17 protein-coding genes are annotated in these 19,237 nt (G+C 37.6%); 5 read left to right on the forward strand and 12 right to left on the reverse strand.

Going from position 1 to position 19,237, the window contains the following annotated elements:
• Positions 1–114: 114 nt before the first annotated feature.
• Complete coding sequence (locus JL102_RS00730) at positions 115–1,386, forward strand: TerB family tellurite resistance protein (protein WP_202241619.1); 1,272 nt, start codon at positions 115–117, stop codon at positions 1,384–1,386.
• Here the strand turns inward: JL102_RS00730 and JL102_RS00735 are convergent.
• From JL102_RS00735 to JL102_RS00745, 3 genes are all read right to left on the reverse strand, one after another.
• Positions 1,379–2,341: a TerC/Alx family metal homeostasis membrane protein gene (locus JL102_RS00735; protein ID WP_202241621.1), complete on the reverse strand. Its 963-nt coding sequence runs from the start codon at positions 2,339–2,341 to the stop codon at positions 1,379–1,381. The two genes, JL102_RS00730 and JL102_RS00735, sit on opposite strands and share 8 nt — an antisense overlap.
• 154 nt (positions 2,342–2,495) lie before the next feature.
• On the reverse strand, positions 2,496–2,906 hold the full coding sequence (locus JL102_RS00740) for a Fur family transcriptional regulator (RefSeq protein ID WP_202241623.1): 411 nt from the start codon (positions 2,904–2,906) through the stop codon (positions 2,496–2,498).
• An 11-nt stretch (positions 2,907–2,917) separates the two neighbouring features.
• Complete coding sequence (locus tag JL102_RS00745; protein ID WP_202241630.1) at positions 2,918–4,738, reverse strand: ABC transporter ATP-binding protein; 1,821 nt, start codon at positions 4,736–4,738, stop codon at positions 2,918–2,920.
• Between the two features lie 150 nt (positions 4,739–4,888).
• On the opposite strand from JL102_RS00745, the gene JL102_RS00750 reads away from it, so the two are divergent.
• Entirely contained in the window at positions 4,889–5,800 is a 912-nt protein-coding gene (locus JL102_RS00750) for a universal stress protein (RefSeq protein ID WP_202241631.1), read from the forward strand.
• Positions 5,801–5,872: 72 nt separating this feature from the next.
• Here the strand turns inward: JL102_RS00750 and JL102_RS00755 are convergent, their stop codons facing one another.
• The 6 genes from JL102_RS00755 to prfA form a co-directional block, all read right to left on the reverse strand.
• A complete protein-coding gene (locus JL102_RS00755) occupies positions 5,873–6,400 on the reverse strand; it encodes a hypothetical protein (RefSeq protein WP_202241632.1) in 528 nt (175 codons plus the stop codon).
• A gap of 48 nt (positions 6,401–6,448) precedes the next feature.
• A complete protein-coding gene (gpmI, locus tag JL102_RS00760; protein ID WP_202241634.1) occupies positions 6,449–7,969 on the reverse strand; it encodes a 2,3-bisphosphoglycerate-independent phosphoglycerate mutase in 1,521 nt (506 codons plus the stop codon).
• 54 nt (positions 7,970–8,023) lie between these two features.
• Positions 8,024–11,680 (reverse strand): BamA/TamA family outer membrane protein, encoded by a 3,657-nt coding sequence (locus JL102_RS00765; RefSeq protein WP_202241645.1) that lies wholly within the window; start codon positions 11,678–11,680, stop codon positions 8,024–8,026.
• Positions 11,681–11,753: 73 nt separating this feature from the next.
• Positions 11,754–12,176 (reverse strand): secondary thiamine-phosphate synthase enzyme YjbQ, encoded by a 423-nt coding sequence (locus tag JL102_RS00770; protein ID WP_202241647.1) that lies wholly within the window; start codon positions 12,174–12,176, stop codon positions 11,754–11,756.
• Between the two features lie 4 nt (positions 12,177–12,180).
• Positions 12,181–13,587: a right-handed parallel beta-helix repeat-containing protein gene (locus JL102_RS00775; protein ID WP_202241649.1), complete on the reverse strand. Its 1,407-nt coding sequence runs from the start codon at positions 13,585–13,587 to the stop codon at positions 12,181–12,183.
• Positions 13,588–13,598: 11 nt separating this feature from the next.
• Positions 13,599–14,666 carry a peptide chain release factor 1 gene (gene prfA / locus JL102_RS00780; protein ID WP_202241651.1) on the reverse strand — a complete coding sequence of 356 codons (1,068 nt, stop codon included), beginning with the start codon at positions 14,664–14,666 and terminating at the stop codon, positions 13,599–13,601.
• Between the two features lie 85 nt (positions 14,667–14,751).
• Between prfA and JL102_RS00785 the strand changes: the two genes are divergently transcribed.
• Entirely contained in the window at positions 14,752–15,207 is a 456-nt protein-coding gene (locus JL102_RS00785; protein ID WP_202241653.1) for a hypothetical protein, read from the forward strand.
• On the opposite strand, the gene JL102_RS00790 is transcribed toward JL102_RS00785, so the two are convergent.
• On the reverse strand, positions 15,199–15,438 hold the full coding sequence (locus JL102_RS00790) for a Kazal-type serine protease inhibitor family protein (protein ID WP_202241655.1): 240 nt from the start codon (positions 15,436–15,438) through the stop codon (positions 15,199–15,201). The genes JL102_RS00785 and JL102_RS00790 overlap by 9 nt on opposite strands.
• Positions 15,439–15,666: 228 nt before the next feature.
• A complete protein-coding gene (locus JL102_RS00795) occupies positions 15,667–16,122 on the reverse strand; it encodes a GNAT family N-acetyltransferase (protein WP_202241657.1) in 456 nt (151 codons plus the stop codon).
• Between the two features lie 125 nt (positions 16,123–16,247).
• Here JL102_RS00795 and JL102_RS00800 point away from each other — a divergent pair, with 125 nt between their 5' ends.
• Together JL102_RS00800 and JL102_RS00805 are read left to right on the forward strand one after the other, a co-directional pair.
• Positions 16,248–17,213 (forward strand): YpdA family putative bacillithiol disulfide reductase, encoded by a 966-nt coding sequence (locus tag JL102_RS00800; RefSeq protein WP_202241658.1) that lies wholly within the window; start codon positions 16,248–16,250, stop codon positions 17,211–17,213.
• Positions 17,214–17,407: 194 nt separating this feature from the next.
• Positions 17,408–17,809, forward strand: coding sequence for a hypothetical protein (locus JL102_RS00805; RefSeq protein ID WP_202241660.1), 402 nt, complete (start codon positions 17,408–17,410; stop codon positions 17,807–17,809).
• 136 nt (positions 17,810–17,945) lie between these two features.
• Here JL102_RS00805 and JL102_RS00810 read toward each other — a convergent pair whose 3' ends face one another.
• Complete coding sequence (locus JL102_RS00810; protein ID WP_237390276.1) at positions 17,946–19,232, reverse strand: cation:proton antiporter domain-containing protein; 1,287 nt, start codon at positions 19,230–19,232, stop codon at positions 17,946–17,948.
• Between the last annotated feature and the right edge of the window lie 5 nt (positions 19,233–19,237).

Raw genomic sequence — 19,237 nt, forward strand, 5'->3', positions numbered from 1 at the left:
AATTTGTGTATCATCTGATTTTATAGGTAGCAGAATTCTGCTTATATGTTTAAAGAATAATGAAATAGTTATTTAAATATATTATTATTAAAGATTAAACTAATTGACTGAAATATGAATCCATCAGAAAAAGGGTGGGTACGCGAGTTTCTTGAAGAGAGAAAGGAATCATTTTTATTTAGCATCAATCATAAAGTGAAGGGCCAGAATCCAGACCAGTCATTTTATGGGCTAATACAACCTACTGGCCTTATGTATGGATTTCCTATAAGCGCCATTGATGATCTTCATCAAAAAAATTGGGATCATGAAGATAAAGTGAAAGTTATTTTGCTTGATACCTTCATAAATATAGCTGAGCTATATAATTACTCTTCAGAAAATATTGATTACTGGGAGTTCATGGAAGCCACCATGAAAAAGGTAAATAGCTTTTATAATAACGTATATCCTGAAATTGCTACTTCCGGCAGAAATTGGTTTGGTAGAGCTAAAGATACTTTTAGAATTACCGAAAGAGTACTGGAAAAGCGTGTAGATATGGCCTTTAGAAAGAGTATGGGCAACTTTTGGGCTGAGTTTTTTTATAATACTCAGCTTTTTCATGATGTATACATTTTTGGTCAATGGAGCTATACCAACCCTGATAAGGTTTTAGCTGATTTTTTTAAAGATCAAAAGACAGATTTGAGTTATACTGCTGTTAAAGTAATGGCTGCAGCTGCTCATGCTAATCATAAGGTGGAGGAAGAAGAAAGAAAGCTATTTCAGCATTTTATAGAAAATACCACCCTCCCACTTGAAAAAAGAAGGGTGGCAAAGGAATATTTTGACCATGGATTGGGTATTCAAGATATTCCTCTTGAAAAGTCGGATCCATGGATTATTCGTAAATTTTTCTTGGAGCTGGCCATACTAACTGTATGGTCAGATAAAAAAGTAGATCAGATAGAATTAGAATTTCTTAATCGATTTAACAATTCATTGGGCTTTCAAAGCGCTGATTTTGAGCATAGTATGATTGCTGTGGAAGGTTTTGTGTTAGAAAACTGGCGTCAACTAGATGCTCTCCAGAGTAAGAAGGAATATGAGGAGGTCAGTGATGAATATATTCAGCGCATTTCGCAGGTGGTAGAGAAATATAAAAACAGGGTGAGCAGTGCCATCTTTGCAGATGAGATACTGGTGCGTCTTATTAAAAAAGGAGTACAAGCTGAGCTAACAGACGCAGAAAAAGAGATCATGAGAGATGGCCTAGTGCAAGCATTGAAGCAAATACCTAGTTTTAGAGTAATAGCTTTTCCTAAAGAGTTTATTTCGTTCAAAATCCTGCTGAGAATTATACCCAGAGAAGTTATAAAAGGAGTATTACAGCTCGCTATTTAGCCTTTTCATTTTTGTTTTCAGGCAATATTATGGAAAGTACTATGGAGGTAACTAGTGTTAATAAAATTATAGCAAATGATATATAGATAGGAATATCAATATGGAAAATTTCTAATAACATTTTTGCTCCTATGAAAATAAGAATAAAAGCAAGACCTTTTTGTAATAGGTAAAATCTGTCTATAATATTGGCTAAAAGGAAAAACTTGGCTCTAAGGCCTAGCACAGCAAAAATGTTTGAGGTGTAGATGATAAACTCACTTTGTGTAATGGCAAAAGCAGCAGGAATAGAGTCTACAGCAAAAATCAGGTCAGTAGTTTCTATTAATATTATTACTAAAAAAAGGGGAGTAAATAATATATTTCCTTTGCGTCTTATTAAGAACCTGCCGCCAAAGTCACCTTTAGTAATTTTTAAATGCTTTCTTGCAAATTTTAAAACAGGATTTTTGCCAGGATCTATTTCATCTTCCTCTCCTTCAAAGTAAATTTTAATACCAGAATATACTAGGAAAATGCCAAAGATGTAAAGTATCCAATAGAACTGGCTAATAAGGTACGCCCCTACAAAAATGAATATGGCCCGGAAAAGTATGGCACCTATAATACCCCAAAAAAGTATATTATGATAATACTCTTCTTTAACCTTGAAATACCGTAGTATGAGCAGTATAACGAAAATATTATCTACTGAAAGTGCATACTCCGTAAGGTAAGCTGAAAAATAGGCTAAGGATGCCTCAGCTCCTCCGTCATTGAGGTAGATGAGATAGCCGAATATGACCGATACAACCACCCAAAATATTGATTGGAATAATGCTGATCGGGCAGGTATTTTATGTGCTTTTCTGTTAAAAACACCTAGATCAATTACTAAAAATGAGATGATAATCAGCCCAAATATCCCAAAAAGAATAGGCTCATTGGCGTTATCAAAAAGAGAAAATGTAGACATTTAACCGTGAGTCAAGGGGAAAGGATAGTTATCCAATATGTTAGGCTTTTTAACCATAGTGCAACAGTTTCAAAAGTACAAAATTAATTGCAACCTTAGAGTGCGATTTTATGGATTATAGGAAAAAATAATTAATATGAATTGAATATTCTACTTAATTATTGCATTGATCACATATTCCTTGTATCAATAGATTTTTCTCCTTGGCTGTAAAGCCTGAAGGAAGTTTCACTTGTGGAATTTGAATGTTATCCATGCACTGAGTGAGGCCGCAATTGTCACATTTAAAATGTACATGCTCATGGTGATGTTCCTCTTTACTACACTCATGGCATACCGCATATTTGGTTACACCTTCGTCATCCAGTACTTTATGAATAATTCCTTTGTCTAAAAATGATTTGAGTGTTCTGTACACCGTAACGCGATCGTGGCTTACATCTATTTGGTTTTCTATGTCAGAATTAGAAAGGGCATGCTCATTGTTAACCAGGAGTTGGAGTACTTCTGATCTGCAAGGAGTAGATTTTAATTTATAGTCATTCAGAATTTTTTTCGTATCCATGATCGGCCAGTTTAATTTGCCTGAAATTGAAGGCTAAGCAAGTGACTATATATACCTTTATCATAAGTAGAAAGTTCCTCATGGGTTCCTGATTCTACTATGTTGCCATTTTTAATGACGAATATATTATCAGCTTTTCTAATGGTAGATAGTCTATGTGCTATCATAATAGTGGTTCTGCCTTCCATTAGTTTGTCTAGTGCTTCCTGCACCAGTACTTCAGACTCGGCATCAAGCGCACTAGTAGCTTCATCTAAAATAAGTATAGATGGGTCTTTCAAAATGGCCCTGGCAATAGCTATTCTTTGCCTTTGACCCCCACTTAGCTTTATCCCTCTGTCTCCTACTAATGTATCAAATTTCTCTGGGAAATTCTCTATAAATTCCAGAGCGTTAGCTTTTTCTGCCGCATTTTTTATTTCTTCTTCAGTGGCTCCGGGCTTAGCGTACTCAATGTTTTCCTTTATACTTCCTCCAAAGAGCATTACTTCCTGAGGTACTATGCCTATGTTACTGCGGTAGTAGGCAAGGTCATATTCGGTATATGTTTTATTGTCTATTACAATGTTGCCTGAATCAACATTGTAGAATCTCATAAGAAGCTGTATGATGGTAGATTTACCAGCCCCACTTGGTCCAACGAGTGCTATTTTTTGACCTTCTTTTATGGTAAGGTTTAAGCCTTTCAATATATCTATTTCCTTTCTTCCTGGATAGGCGAAAGTAACATTGTCATAAATAATATCTCCTTTTAGCTTTTCCTTATTAGCTACACCATTTCTGGTTTCTGGTGTTTCGTTGATGATTTCTATTACCCTTTCAGAAGCACCTATGGCTCGCTGAATCTGGCTGAAAACCTCTCCTAATCCGGCTAGTGAGCCTCCAATAAATGCTGTATAAAGAACAAAAGACATGAGGTCACCTACACTCATGTGGCCGTTTTGAACCAAAGTGGCTCCGTACCACATAATGGCTACTAATGCTCCTAAAAGGGCAAAAATGATAAACGATATTAGCATGCCACGATATTTGGCAGTTTTTAGGGCTATGTTTACCGTTTCATTTACCTTTTTGGTATATCTATTAATTTCAAATATTTCATTTGTAAATGCCTTTACTGTATTTACCGCATGTATGGTCTCTTCTACTATTACATTGGTCTCTGCGAGCTTGTCTTGGGTAGACTTTGATAAATTTCTGATGAATTTGCCAAAAACAAGAGCTGCAATAACCACAACAGGAAAAGTGCATATCATGAACAGCGTAAGCTTAGGGGCTATTACGGCTATTATTACGGTACCTATTATGAGGCTGGCCATTTGGCGGAATAGCTCCGCTAAGGTAATAGAGAATGTGTCTTGCAATAAAGATACATCAGAAGTGATGCGGCTGATCAACTCCCCTACTCTTCGGTTATCAAAAAACTTAATAGGCAGCATGAGTATTTTACCAAACAGATCTTGCCTTAAATCAGCCATAGATCTCTCGTTTACCAAGGCAAATAGATATACTCTGAAAAAGGAGAATATACTTTGAATGAACAAAATGCCAATTAGTATCAATGTAACCTCCCCGATGGAAGTGATAATCCAGTCTTTTCCTGGTACTACTACCCAAGGTTTACCATCGGCTATATCTATGAGCTTACCAGCAAAATAAGGAAAGCCCAGGAGGGTAGTGCTGCTGAAAAACAGGCATACCATGCCGAAAATAAATGTTGATTTGTAGGGAAGGATGTATCGGAATACCCTTATAAGCTTTGCAAAATTCTTTTTATCCAGTTTCCTTTTTTCGCCTTCTTTTAGGGGTTCTCTTCCTCTTCTTTTAGCCATTCAATATATCTTTATATAAGATTTGCCAGTTGTGCAGCTACAAATTTATCGACTAATAACTTTATAGACTAATCAAGCGTTCAAAATATGTAATTGGCCGGAGTAATTCGGATTTTTACCATATATTTAAGCAGATTATTAAGTAGAGTTATGTATTCCTATAAACGATTATTAGTAGCGCTCGACCTTACAGAGATGGACGAGACATTATTTTCATATACTTCCAAATTAGTAGATATTCTTAATACTGATAAGGTATATTTTTTTCACGTGGCCAAATCTTTAGAGCTACCAGAGAAAGTGAAAGAAGCATATCCTGATCTTATGGCTCCCACAGATGAGGCTCTGAAGGAACAGATACAAAAGAAGGTAGAAGAAAAGTTTAAGTCTAAATGTGATTATAGCGTAGAGATTAAAGAAGGCAATGCAGAAGATAAAATTTTGCGCTGGGCAGACATAAAAGAGATAGACTTACTTGTGGTAGGTAAAAAAGTAAACCTTAAAGGCAAAGGAACTTTAACAGGTAAACTGGCAAAAACCATACATTGCTCCGTGCTGTTTGTGCCTGAAGAGGCTAAAGATACGGTATCTTCTGTGTTGATAGCTACAGACTGCTCTAAAACATCAGCTTTGGCACTTGAAGAGGCTATGTTTTTTAAAGAAAGAACAGGCGCTCAGGTAGTAGTGCAAAATTCTTTTGAGGTACCTTCTGGCTATCATACCAGTGGTAAATCATATGAAGAGTTTACTGAAATTATGAGAAGCAATGCTTATGAAGATGTAGTGGGGTTTCTTAATGATAACAAAGTGAAAGAAGGTGATGTTGAAATTATTCTTTCGCATGATGAGGAAGATGATCCTGCAGAAAGAGCCTGGGAGGTAGCGGAAGAAAAGAAAGTAGACTTGATAATGATTGGATCTAAAGGAAGAACCGGTTTGGCCTCTATACTTTTAGGTAGTGTGGCTGATAAAATGGTGGCCTATAATACTGTTATTCCTTTGTTAATAGTGAAGGATAAAAAAGAGAATTTAAGCTTTTTGCAGGCATTGCTTGACCTGTAAATCAAAAGATAAAATGGCCTTCTTTTTTATACAAAGGAAGGCCTTATTCATTTCGCTTATTTTTTTTACCTGCTACTTAATCGTAACTTTTGCGTTGATTTTAATTTTCACAGGATCTCTTAAAATCGTTTTCTGATTACCAATTATCTGATACTTTGTAAGTACAGCTTCTTTGTTAATATCATCAAAGGTTAATCTTAAGAATCTAGCTGACTGATAAATAGGGTTATCTTCTTCATACTTAGCTTCTACTTTTTTGATATTGCTTAAATTATCTAAGTAGTAAATTTTCAAGTATTTAATTTCAGCATCTTCATTGTCTGTAGTGTAGGAGCGCACTTTTAGATTGCTTTTATTATCCTGATCGTTTTTCTCAGTGTAGAGTCCTCTAAGTGTGGGCTTATTAATGTTTATATTTTCAAAAATCTTAAATTCCTTGTCCCATACAGAGCTATCTGGCTGTATGGTAGAGGTGGCGGTGTCACCAGCCACTACTGCAGATTTATGAATGACGGCGCCTTTGGAGATGAGCAGGTGCTTTTGGGCTGCCATCAGGCTGTCAATATTATAATAATATGAAATTTCTTTTTCTGGCTTCATGTTACATGAAGCCAGAAAAAGGATTGTTAATAATGCGAGGTATCTCATTTAAACTAATACGTCTCCGGTCATTTCTTCAGGTATATCAACACCCATAAGTGTAAGGATAGTAGGTGCTAAATCTCCTAATTTACCATCTTTTATTTTTCCTTTAAAGTCATTACTAGCTAGGATACAAGGTACTAAATTAGTAGTATGAGCGGTATTTGGAGTTCCATCAGGGTTAACCATAATATCTGAGTTGCCATGGTCAGCTATTATAATGATATCATATCCATTATCAAGGGCTGTTTCAGTAACTGCTTTAGCACATCCATCTACGGTTTCACAAGCTTTTACGGCAGCTTCAAACACACCGGTATGACCCACCATATCTGGGTTAGCAAAGTTAAGGCAAATAAAATCAGGCTCCTTAGATTCTAGTTCAGGAATGATTTTATCCTTAATGTCATTGGCACTCATTTCAGGCTGTAAATCATAAGTAGCTACTTTTGGAGATGGGCATAATAACCTTTTTTCTCCTTCAAATTCACTTTCTTGACCTCCTGAAAAGAAGAAAGTAACGTGTGGATATTTCTCTGTTTCAGCTATTCTTATTTGTTTCTTGCCTGCTCTTTCCAGTACCTCACCTAATGTGTTTTTAAGATTATCTTTTTTGAAAAGAACGTTCACATCTTTAAATGTGTCATCATAAGTGGTCATGGTAAGGTAATGCAACTTCAGCTTTTTCATATCTTGCTCAGGGAAATCTTTCTGAGTAAGCGCCTGAGTGATTTGTCTACCACGGTCAGTTCTGAAGTTGAAGCATATCACAACATCATCTTCCTGAATAGTAGCTAGTGGTTGGCCATTTTCACCTACATGTACAATCGGTTTGATAAACTCATCAGTTACATCATCAGCATATGATTCTTTTACTGCAGAGATAAGGTCAGGAGCTTCTTTACCTTTGCCATTTACCATGGCGTCATAAGCTAACTTCACTCGCTCCCATCGGTTATCTCTATCCATAGCGTAGTATCTACCTACTATAGATGCTATTTCTCCTGTGGTTTTTTTAGTGTGATCTATAAGGTCTTTTAAGTAACCTTCTCCTCCTTTAGGATCGGTATCTCGTCCATCTGTGAAGGCGTGAATAAATACATTATCTAGGTTCTTATCCTTAGCCAGGGAGCATAACCCTTTCAGGTGCTTAATATGAGAATGAACACCGCCATCAGACAGTAGCCCCATGAAATGGACATTCTTTCCATTACTTTTAGCATATTCAAAGGCTTCGTTAAGTACAGGATTGTCATCAATGGTGTGCTCTTCGAATGCCTTATTTATTTTTACCAGATCCTGATAAACAATTCTACCAGCTCCAATATTCATGTGTCCCACTTCGGAGTTACCCATTTGTCCTTCAGGCAGACCAACGGCTAGGCCGGAAGCTTCTAATTTACTGTGGGAGAACTTTTCAAAGCAGCTATCAACAAAGGGTGTGTTGGCAGCTTCGATAGCTGAAACCTCAGGGTTTGTACCCAGGCCCCAACCATCTAATATCATTAATAAGACTTTCTTGCTCATAATTTTAAAAGGTTTGCTGCAAAAAACGGCAATTTTGGCTTGGTATTCAAAGGCTCAGTTAAAAACATTGCCCAGGCTAAATAATATAAGTCCGGATTCTTCTTCTGAGAAGGCGACGGATAAATTGAGTGTGAATTTTTCTTGAAGAGGAACAAGATAAAAGCCCATTCCATAGCCTGTGTGCCACTTATTTGAAACATCCAGGTCATCAAATACACGACCGCTATCTACAAAGCCACGAAGGCCAACTTTGATAGGTAAAATTTGGGTGCGACGCTGAAAAAGCTGCATCCTTACCTCACTGTTAAAAAAGGCGGTAGATTCACCCGTAAAACGGTTTCTTCGATAGCCTCTTAAATCATTATTTTGACCTAAGTATTTGAGGTTGTAAAACGGAATATCTCCAAATGAAGTGGATCCACCTATTTTAAGACCCAGTGTGAGCGGGTTTTCCCAATAGTTAGACATAAACTGCTCCAGTGAAGCGTAGGCCAAACCAAAATTGTCATAATTGGAGTTATTAATATAACTACCATTGGTATAGTCAACAAAAAAGCGCATCCCTCTTAAGCTTAGGTTCGGGCGGTCTCTGAAATCTAGATTTAATTTAGCTTTAGTAGTGAAAAAGCTTTGATCATCGCTGCCTGGGAGAGGTGCACTTTCTGGGTTCGCATAGTAAATGTTATTTTCTTTGAGTTGTTCGCTATTATGCTCATAGCCTATTCCTACTTTGAAATTGCTGAACTTCAGGAAATCTCTTACTAACCCTATGCTAGCATTATAAGTATTATATTGTACGTTATAATAGTTGGCATCCATTAAGTCATCTGTTTTTGGGGTGTCATTGCCTCTTCCGAAGTAGTAATTGATCTTATTTGGAACGCCTGCTTCAGCATCCAGGTAAGTATCCCATTTGCCAAAGGTATACTTCCACCGGCCTTCATATTTGAAACCGAGGTTTCCTATGGTGGTGGCTGAAGCGCTTATAAAATGTGTACTGCTAAAGTCTGACTTGCCATATTTTTGTTGTGTGAACCTGATCCCGGCATTAAAAGAAACACCATTATCTGCATTGTAAGAAAGGTATGCCAGTGGTAAATAAGTTTCGTACTTGAAAGCAGTGCGATTGTATACGTAAGCATCAGGGTTTTTCGATTTTGACATTTTTGCTTCAGAGCCCAGTGCATAATCAGGGTTCTCATTTAGATCATAGATTATGGTCTGCTTGCTCCAATTGGTAGCAGAAGAGGTGTCTTCAAAGGTGTCTTTGCCTGGGCCTGGTATTACTCTTACCAGAATGGAGGGCTTTTTGCTATCACCTGAAATTTTAAAAACATCTTCACCATCTAAGCCAAATAGGTGAATTTCCTTGGTTTCTTCAGGGTGAAATAGGCGGTGATAGAGAATTTTTACTTTTTCTCCATCTTTTAGCATTTTGTGTACGGTTACGTCTACCGAGCCATTTTCGTTTCTTACCACATCAAAATATTCATGCTTTTCCGAACCGATTATATTCACTTCCTTCGCTAACATGAGATAGTATTCTTCGGCATATTTATCCAAATCTCTGATTCTTGCTTTGAGCTTATCTTCTATTTCTTTGCCATCAGGGTTATAGATTTCTTCAGGCATATTGAGTACTGCTTTGTGTATAATGTCATCAGTAATTTTATTTTGAATATACTGGGCCTCAGCTATCCAATCTTCTTTAGTGGATTCATTGGCTAGTGCTCTGTCCATATGGCGCGCTTGCCACATGAGGCTGCGCATGCCTTTTATCTCATAGTCAAAATTTTCTCCACTAGCTTTGGCCCATTCTCTGTCTGCTAACCATGGAATTATGCCATCCCATTTAGAAAACACATGATCTCTATCTCTAGGTACAGGGCGGTAGAGGGTGCCTTTTTCCTGATCATAACCTATCCACTTCCAATTGTCTTCATGCTTACCCCAGTCTCCAACCAGAATATCAAATACCCTGGCTCTTATAAACTCATTTTCAGCTATACGATTATCATTATCTTCATATAAGTCTCTAAACATTTGTAGTGAATGCTTTACATCATCACCATTGCCAAAAACTATTTCTACTTTATCAGGATTGATAGGTTTTTCTTCCAGCATGCCTAGTAGGTGGGTGTATTTTTCGCTGAACTTTCCCAGCTGGGGGCTTTCAGGTAATACATACAGCGTAGGTCTGGGGTGAAGTATACCAATTTCATCTAGCATAATGCTGGATGCCATGGCGCCGTAAGGCTGCTCTGTGGTAGTTTGGTCACGGAGGACATTACTTACAATGGTGCCTCGCAGTTCATAAGGCAAAGCTTTTATCGGATCTTTATTTACTGATCTGAAAGTGTATTCTTTTCCGTTGCCTCCTTTTAGTTTCAATGAAGTTGTCTGTCGGCCACCTCCCACAGCATATGGAGTAAGCCCCTGAAAGGTGGTGTCTAGATGTAAATATGGTGCTTTTACTGGTGTAAGCCAGCTGCTACGATAGTGCTGACCAAAGAAGAGTTTGTATAGCACATCTTTTCTGTATTCCGGGCCGGCTATTCTCATTACATATTGAGCCGTATCTTGCCTTTGGCCCGGAAGAGTAACTTCTTCTTTGCATGGAGAGCTGCGATGATTAATAAGTACAGATGAGTCTTTCATATCCAAACAAGAGGAGGCAAAAAGCGGAATTTCTTTTGCGGAATTCTGATCCTTGAGTGCTATAAAGTCAGAAGTTATTTTTCCACTTTTAAAGTAGTTGATGACCATATAACCTTTTTCTTCTGTAGCAAATGGGATGGGAGGATTCTTGGCCAGATAGTCTGAAGAGCCCAAAGAACCGCTATTGATATAAATGTTATCCTGTGCTTTAATAATCTCTTGATTTTTTTCATGAGTAGAAGCATATATCACTGAATTATAGTCTCTTAAAACTTTAGTCATGATATGGGCAAAAGGGCTGTAATTTTCATTAGATAAGTCTACGGTTCTTCCTATATTCTGACGGTATGAAATGATAAGCCCTTTGGCTACCGGGACAGGCCATAACCAATCCTTTAGATTAAATCGACCACCATAGTGTCCCATAGAAATTAAAGGGTGGTGTCCGGCTATTAAAATATTTTTATTGGAGTTTTCGTCTAATAATTCTGTAAACTCTTCAAGGTAATCTCCTGTTGTGGTTATCTTACAATCGGCATCAGCAGGGGTAGTTTTACGGTAAGGATGATTCCACCATTGAGTGTCTATGGTAATGAGTAAAAGATTAGCGCTGAGTTCTATATCTTTAGGGCCCGGGCAAGCATCGTCATTCGGCCATTTTACTTTATCCAGATCCCAATCTTTAACTATTTTTTCTAGTTTTTTTACCGCTTTCCATCCTTCTTCACTAGAATCGTCCCAGTCACGATCTCCAGGAACTATAATTATTTTTCCTTTGGAGGCTTTATTAATACTAGAAAATAATCTTTTTAGAGCTTCGGTATTTTCGTTAGTAGGTTTAGAATTTATAATATCTCCGTTAACCAGAATAGTGTACGGCGAAGATGTTTTATTAAGTGTATTAATAAAATTAGAAGCAAAAGCTTCTTTATCATCTATGTCTGTGATATTGCCAAGTAGAAATACTTTGTGCTCTATATTTTGAGCCGGAGTATCTGATAACCCAATGAAGCAAAAAAGGGCTGTTACTAGTATAGTTAACCTTTTAATCATATTAGACCTAACAAGTAACTTTTTTTTAAGTTATCGAATCAGGCCATTTTCAAGCTATATACTATATAGGTGATTACTGGCCAAAGGCACTGATAACGAGCCTTCTGGCTCCTCCATAGTCTCTGTGTTCGCAGAGATAAATGCCTTGCCACGTGCCAAGATTAAGAGAGCCTTGGGTGATGGGTATATTTACTGAGCTGCCTAAAATGGAGCTTTTTATATGGGCAGGCATATCATCAGGTCCTTCCAGTGTATGTTTATAGTAAGGGGCATTTTCAGGCACCATTTTATTGAAATGGCTTTCAAAATCGGCTCTTACCGTAGGGTCTGCATTTTCATTAATGCTTAGGCTAGCTGACGTATGCTTGATAAACACTTGTAGCATGCCTGCGTCAATATTATTTATTTCAGGCAAGGCATCTTCTATCTTGGAGGTAATGAGGTGAAAGCCTCTTGAAAATGCCGGAAGGGAAATTTCTGTTTGGTAGAATTTCATGGTTCTAATTTTCTATTCTTTCAAAAGCGCCTATATCGGGTTTAGCATCTCGCGTATTACCATCATGATCGGTACTTAGATTAATGTCTATCCCTGCATCCTTAGCTATCGAAAGCGTGTCTAGGTGGTAATTATAATTGCTGGGGTTAACAAAGTGCGGATCTTGGTTAATAATGTTATTGTTAGTGTTGAGCTGTTCTAAGTTGGTTCGAATAATGTTGTTAGACATGGCCAGTTCAAACTTTTTACTACTTTCACTACTTAAGATTATTTCATCTCTTATACTACCCCATATGATGTTGTTATAAAGCTCAATATTGAGATCTGCTACCAATAAGCTATCTGCTAGTAACTGCAGGTTGTTAGAAAATACTACAGCTGGGTCTTCTCTGAAAAAGTCAAATGAATAATTGGCAAAAGTGCAGTGTTCATATATGTAATTACCCCCAGCATAATTGCCTAATACATTTACCGCGCAGTTATTAATGAGTGTATTGTACATGTATAGGTCGGATGTAATGGCCAAAACTCCATAGCCAGGGGCTACAAGACCGCCCGTTATTGGGTTTTCGGCAAGTCCACCTATGTTTTCAATAGTGCAGTTACCGATTACTAAATCAGCTATATCATCATCATCCGGTGTACCTAGGTAGATGCCCACTTCTGCATTTCTGATATCAGCGTAGGTGATAGAGTTATTCTTGCTCCCTTCCAGAAACACTATACCGCCCCATTGCCCAGGTACATTTTCATAATCCAACCTGTCATTCGTAAAAGATATTCTTTCTTCAGCAGTGCCTTCTGCCGTAATGCTTCCTTCTACAAGTATGTAGCTGGAGTTGTGAGAGTAAATTTTGGCACCGGGCTCAATGGTAAGGTTGCATGAAGATTCAACAATTATTGAATTATAAATCACATAGGGCCTATTAGCTGTCCATACCTCATCGCAGAGTTTCAGCGTGCCATGAATGAAGTTTGCATCCTGCCCCCAGGAAACCAGCTTTACATCCTGCCTGTTTCCATTAGTATTAAATACTATTTCATCGGCCACAATAAAGGGTAAGTCCTGATCATTTGGGTCTATCCTTACTTCTACTAGTACAAGTAGGCTGTCTTCTCCAAGTATTCGGGTATCTGAAAAGCTAGAGGCCGCCCTCCCGTTTACATAAATGGTATATGGAGAAGCGTTATCTGCCAGTGTTATGCTCTCTATGTTTAAGGCATTTTTATTGTCATTATATACCTTGAAGCGTTTAGTTATACTACCAACAGAGGTGAAAATAGTGTCAAATAACACGGTATCGGCAGAGAACCGTAATGCTGCACTACTATCATAGGTAAACTTTTCCTCTTCGGGCTTGCAAGCCCAAATGGTAATGAATAAACATAAAACCGGCAGAATGTATTTCAAATGATATTATTTTATGCTCCTTCTTTCATTTTTTCAGCGCTTTCAGCCAAATGTAGCTGCTCAATAAATTCACCTATTTCTCCGTCCATTACAGAAGGTAAATTATGCTGGCTGTAATTGATACGGTGGTCAGTAACCCTACTTTGAGGATAATTGTAAGTTCGTATCTTGTCAGAACGGTCTCCGCTACCCACCATAGATTTTCTTTGAGCACCTACGGCATCGTTATGCTTGGCCAGTTCTATTTCATATATTCTTGATCGTAATACTTTAAGTGCCTTTTCGAAGTTTTTAATTTGGGATTTTTGATCCTGACAAGAAACCACTATACCTGTAGGCATGTGGGTAAGTCTTACCGCCGAGTAAGTGGTGTTTACTGACTGACCTCCAGGCCCTGAAGAACAGAACGTGTCTTTTCTTACATCATTCATGTCTATTTCTACTTCTACTTCATCCATTTCAGGTAAAACGGCTACAGTAGCCGCTGAAGTATGTACGCGCCCCTGAGTTTCTGTTTGTGGTACCCTTTGTACGCGGTGTACGCCAGATTCAAATTTGAGTGTACCAAAGGCATTTTCTCCTGAAACCGTACTTACTATTTCTTTATAGCCGCCGCTCGTACCTTCAGTAAGGTCTAATACCGTAAGGTTAAGGCCATTTTTCTCGCAGAATCTTTGATACATCCTGAAAAGGTCTCCAGCAAATATGGCTGCCTCATCACCTCCTGTACCCGCTCTTATTTCCAGAATAGCTTCCTTATCATCATTAGGGTCTTTAGGTATGAGCATTTTCTTGAGTTCTTCTTCTAACTCTTCTTTCTGAGGCTGAAGTTCGTCTAGCTCCATTTTGGCCATATCTCTGAACTCTTCATCCTTTTCTGTTTTGATGACCTCCTTTGCATTGGCTATGTTGGAAAGTATATCTCTATACTCCTCGTATTTCTTTACAATCTTATCGAGATCTTTATACTCTTTGCTTAGCTGTGAGTACTTTTTCATATCAGCCATAGCGTCTGGCTGCACGATGAGCTGACCCACTTCTTCAAATCTATGCTTTATCTCTTCTAACTTTTCAATCATAAGGATTATGTTATTCTAACAACAAAATTAACAAAACAGTATGATTATGTTGTAGCTTTGTAAAATATTCACCAATACGTACTAAATGAGTAGAGTAATTGTACTTTTAAGTCTGTTTATTATAGCTGCAGGCTGTGGTGGTAATCTTTCGAATGAAGAAAGAAAGGCACTGCATAATGAAATGAATGAGCGTGCTATAAAAAAGGTTTCAGAAGAATCTATTTTTGAAAAGGCTCTTGATGAAGGCCGATCAATTGTAACCGCATTATCTAGCGATTCCGTGGAGCTTGCAGGGGTAGTTAATGAATGTAAGTGTACGGTGAAACGTGTGAATAATATAGGGGAGCCTGAGCTTAACGACACACAAAAAAGTATATGGGATGCTTATAAATACGTAGAAGCTAGTCCATCTCAGCTGGGTGATAATGTGCAGAAAGATGGAAAAGACCTGTTGTATTCAGCTCCCATAATAGAATCCGACACCTTGTTGGGCATTTGGTTTATTTCCTTTAGCAGGAAAGAAATTATTTTATCACTTTGAGGGTTTCTCAGGGCAGGGTCCTTCGGTCCATGAAGTGAGGCCTGCATTTTTAGCTACACATTTGTTGCCATAAGTTTCTCCATTACAGCCACATACGGGCATGTACTCTCGTGTACACATGCCTTCGGGGTTAATCTTTTCTTCATCTATGCAGTTATCATCATTAGAAGATTGGCATGCAAAGGTTGTTAAAGCCGCAAAAAATAAGAAGGAAGCAATTTTTCTTTTCATGGTTCGTAGTAGCTGTTTTATGTGTTTAAAAAATAATGGTTTTTTCAAAAGTCATATCACAAGGATTAAATATAGGCACAGCAAATATCTTTTTCGCTGGGTAGTCAGATAATTTTTTTCAATTTTATTTTAAAAAATGCTACCATTACCCCCTCTGTTGCAGTTCTTGGCTTTGGTAGTGATCTGACTACATGACCATTGGCATAATGCCATCATGGCGGTAATATACTAAAAGGTTTTCATCCATTCAAAAAATTGATAATGATCGCCATTCATGCCTATGGCTTCATATACCTTTTGGGCCGGAAGATTGGTCTTTTCTACATATAACCTTAAGCCCATGAGCTTTTCATCAGCTATAACCTGGGCTTTAAGGTAATTATACATCTGCTTAAATACCCCTTGCTTACGGAAATCTTTGCTTACATACACAGATTGTATCCAAAGTACAGTTCCATTTCTCCATTCGCTCCATTCAGGAGTTACCAATAGGCATCCTATTACTTCTTCATTATGAATCGCTACATAATATTGGCCTTTGGTCGGATCATTAAAAACAGCTGTTACCCCCTTTTGAAGAGTGTCATCATCGAGCTCTAGCTCTTCTGTTTGCCAAGCCATTTTTTTCTGATAATCTATAATAATGTTTATGTGAGAGGTATCCGCCCTTTGTATGTTTATCATAGCCTTAAATATACAAATTGTGACAGAAGAAATGCGGCCATTTCTGCCGATTTTTCCATTTAAATTGAGTTTTTTGACCTAATATTGTTATTGATAATACTTTGAGAAATTTAAATAGTTACAAAATGCATGATGTTTTGATAATAGGTGCAGGGCCAATAGGTTTGGCCTGTGGTATAGAAGCTGAAAAAGCTGGGTTGGAATATGTAATTATTGATAAAGGATGCCTCGTAAATTCAATATATAATTATCCGCTAGGAATGACATTTTTTTCTAGTTCTGAAAAGCTAGAGATAGGAGGAGTGCCCTTTATTTCTCATTTGAATAAACCAAATAGATTTGAGGCTTTAGAGTATTACAGAAGAGTAGCCATGACCTGGAGCCTTAAAGTGAGGCTGTATGAAGAAGTGAAAACTGCAGTTAAAGAAGAAGATGGTATTTTTACTATTACTACTTCGAAAGGGGTATATAAAACCAAAGCGGTAATTATTGCTACTGGCTTTTATGATATTCCTTACCTTATGAATGTTCCTGGAGAGGACTTGCCTAAAGTGGCGCATTATTATAAAGAGCCTCATCCTTATTTTGGTCAGAAGATTATTGTGGTAGGTGCCGCCAACTCAGCTGTAGATGTGGCCTTGGAGACCTATCGTAAAGGAGCGGAGGTAACTATGGTGGTGCGTGAATCTGGTATTTTAGATACGGTAAAGTACTGGGTTAAGCCTGATATTGAAAATAGAATTGAGGAGGGGTCGATTAAGTCCTACTTCAATTCTGAGATAACTGAAATCAGGCCCCACGAAGTTGATATAATGACGCCTGATGGACCAAAAACAGTGGAGAATGATTATGTGATGGCTATGACGGGTTATAAGCCCAACTTTTCATTAATGGAAGCTATGGGAGTAGAGTTTCAGAAAGATGAATTGCATACTCCTATTTTTAATGATAAGACGCAGGAGAGCAATGTAGAAAATATATACTTGGCTGGAGTAGTATGCGGAGGCTTGAAAACTAATAAGTGGTTTATTGAGAATTCGCGCGTGCATGCCGAAGTGATTATAGAGGATCTGGCTATAAAGAAAAAATAGGTTACGATATAAAATTTAAAAGGTTATCTGAACGAAAGTGAACATAGGCTGTATTGTCTGTGATCAATAATTTGAGTGGCTGTAGGTTAGTTGTTTTGTAAACAGCTGATTTACAGCCTTTTTTGTAGTTTGGCACGATGCTGGTAATAAGAGAAGACAACAACATTAAATCAAAAACTCAAATTTTTAGAATTATGAAAACTTTAATCCAAACTTCCGCTTTAGCATTAATCGCAGTATTTATGATGTCAGTATCTGTAATGGCAACTAGCCCTGATAGAACTACAGAGAAGGCAAGGGAGGCAGTGAGTAAGGCAGCTCCTGATGATTGGGAAACGTTGGCAGAGTCTGCACATATGTGCTTCAAAAAAGGCGTGAACCTGAAAGAGGCTAAAGCATGGTTAGATACCTCATTAGAGATTAAAGAAAGTGCTCTTGGCCATGAAGTAGCTGGAGATTATTATATGAGTAACAAGTTGTACGAACAGGCTATAACCTCTTATGTAAAAAGCATGAAATTATTAAAGCAAAAAGATTTTTATGCTGATACCGATGTTTTGCAGAGCAAAATAGATAAAGCTAAAAAGAAACTATAATTCAAGTTTTAATATAGTTTAAGGGCCCTTATGCATTGCATAGGGGCCCTTTTTTTAGTACCATCCTAAAGTCCAGGCAAGTAGCCATACGAGCATAAGGACTATGAGTATACCTGCTACAATTCTTACCGCTATTTTATTCATTGGCTTTTATGTCTTGTTCAAGGTTGTCGTTTTCTGCTTCCTCCTTCTTTTTTTCAACAGACTTATTTTTGTCTTGTTCGGGAATGGATTCAATCTGCTTATCAACTTCTTTCCAGTAGGCCATCTTTACGGCATCTACAGGTTCTATATGTTTTCCTGTAGAAATCAGAGAAATGGCCATAACTACACTGGTGATCAGTATGGTGTAGAGTAGAATTCCAGAATTAAAATTATCGCTTTGAAACTCCAAAGGTATATCGAAGAAAAGAAGAATAGTGATGAGACCTCTAGGGGCTATTAGTATTTCAGGCATTAAGTTTTTGCCTTTAAAGACCCATAAGGCGAGGCCTCTAATTCCTAATATTACTACAATAATGCAGGCACTGATGAGTAAAACATTGAGGTTTAACAATGAATTTAGATCTATAGTAATACCGAATATAACAAAGAAGAAGGTTCTTACTACAAAGGCCGATTCTAAGGTGACCAGGTGGAAATTTCTTAAAATGCTTCCAAGTGAAGGGGTATGAAGCAGTTTGCGGAGTTTGCCTCTGAAAAATATCTTATGATTATTAAGTACAAGACCGAATATGAGTATGATGAGTAATGAGGACAGGTGAAACTGCTTGCCGATTGAATATAGAAGCAATAAAACTGCTATGAGCAAGAATAATTTCACTTGCGTCTGTACTTTCTGGAAAATGAGTACCAGGGCATAACTTATGATCACAGATAGAACAATTGTGATGAATATGTTAGAGAAGACATCCCAGACTACGGAGTTGACATTGTCATTATTGATGTTGCCAGTAAGGAAATAGAAATACATAATTCCGAGTATGTCCGAAAATGTGCTTTCATAAACCATGAATTCCTTTTTTTCATCAGTAAGCTCCCCTACTGAGGGGATTACGATGGCGCTACTCATAATGGCTAGCGGAATGGCATATAATAGCCCTGTTATGAAAGAGACGCCTATAAGCATTTGAAGCAGATAGGAAATTATGAAGGAGCAGACTAATAAAGCCAGAAAAGCTACGGCAAATGATTTCCATATCAATGGCCATTTTTCCCAAGTAAGCTCTAAGTCAAGAGAGGCTTCTAGAACAATCATTATAAGTCCTACTATTCCGAGTATCTCTAGAATCTGGAATAATACCTCGCCAGTAGGTATTTGGAAGTAATTAAGGCCAAGTTTAATCAATACACCTGAAAGAATGAGTAATAATACGCTGGGTATATTGGTCTTCTTAGAGATGATATTAAAAAAATAAGACATTATCA

Origin of the sequence: Fulvivirga sediminis, from assembly GCF_016757215.1 — a bacterium.
Taxonomy (GTDB): Bacteria; Bacteroidota; Bacteroidia; order Cytophagales; family Cyclobacteriaceae; genus Fulvivirga; species Fulvivirga sediminis.

Coding starts and splice junctions, on each gene's coding strand:
- JL102_RS00785 (WP_202241653.1), top strand. CDS start 14,752: ATGAGTAGAGTAATTGTACTTTTAAGTCTGTTTATTATAGCTGCAGGC.
- JL102_RS00745 (WP_202241630.1), bottom strand. CDS start 4,738: ATGGCTAAAAGAAGAGGAAGAGAACCCCTAAAAGAAGGCGAAAAAAGG.
- gpmI (WP_202241634.1), bottom strand. CDS start 7,969: ATGAGCAAGAAAGTCTTATTAATGATATTAGATGGTTGGGGCCTGGGT.
- JL102_RS00730 (WP_202241619.1), top strand. CDS start 115: ATGAATCCATCAGAAAAAGGGTGGGTACGCGAGTTTCTTGAAGAGAGA.
- JL102_RS00805 (WP_202241660.1), top strand. CDS start 17,408: ATGAAAACTTTAATCCAAACTTCCGCTTTAGCATTAATCGCAGTATTT.
- JL102_RS00755 (WP_202241632.1), bottom strand. CDS start 6,400: ATGAAGCCAGAAAAAGAAATTTCATATTATTATAATATTGACAGCCTG.
- JL102_RS00810 (WP_237390276.1), bottom strand. CDS start 19,232: ATGTCTTATTTTTTTAATATCATCTCTAAGAAGACCAATATACCCAGC.
- JL102_RS00795 (WP_202241657.1), bottom strand. CDS start 16,122: ATGATAAACATACAAAGGGCGGATACCTCTCACATAAACATTATTATA.
- JL102_RS00800 (WP_202241658.1), top strand. CDS start 16,248: ATGCATGATGTTTTGATAATAGGTGCAGGGCCAATAGGTTTGGCCTGT.
- JL102_RS00770 (WP_202241647.1), bottom strand. CDS start 12,176: ATGAAATTCTACCAAACAGAAATTTCCCTTCCGGCATTTTCAAGAGGC.
- JL102_RS00735 (WP_202241621.1), bottom strand. CDS start 2,341: ATGTCTACATTTTCTCTTTTTGATAACGCCAATGAGCCTATTCTTTTT.
- JL102_RS00750 (WP_202241631.1), top strand. CDS start 4,889: ATGTATTCCTATAAACGATTATTAGTAGCGCTCGACCTTACAGAGATG.
- JL102_RS00740 (WP_202241623.1), bottom strand. CDS start 2,906: ATGGATACGAAAAAAATTCTGAATGACTATAAATTAAAATCTACTCCT.
- JL102_RS00790 (WP_202241655.1), bottom strand. CDS start 15,438: ATGAAAAGAAAAATTGCTTCCTTCTTATTTTTTGCGGCTTTAACAACC.
- prfA (WP_202241651.1), bottom strand. CDS start 14,666: ATGATTGAAAAGTTAGAAGAGATAAAGCATAGATTTGAAGAAGTGGGT.
- JL102_RS00765 (WP_202241645.1), bottom strand. CDS start 11,680: ATGATTAAAAGGTTAACTATACTAGTAACAGCCCTTTTTTGCTTCATT.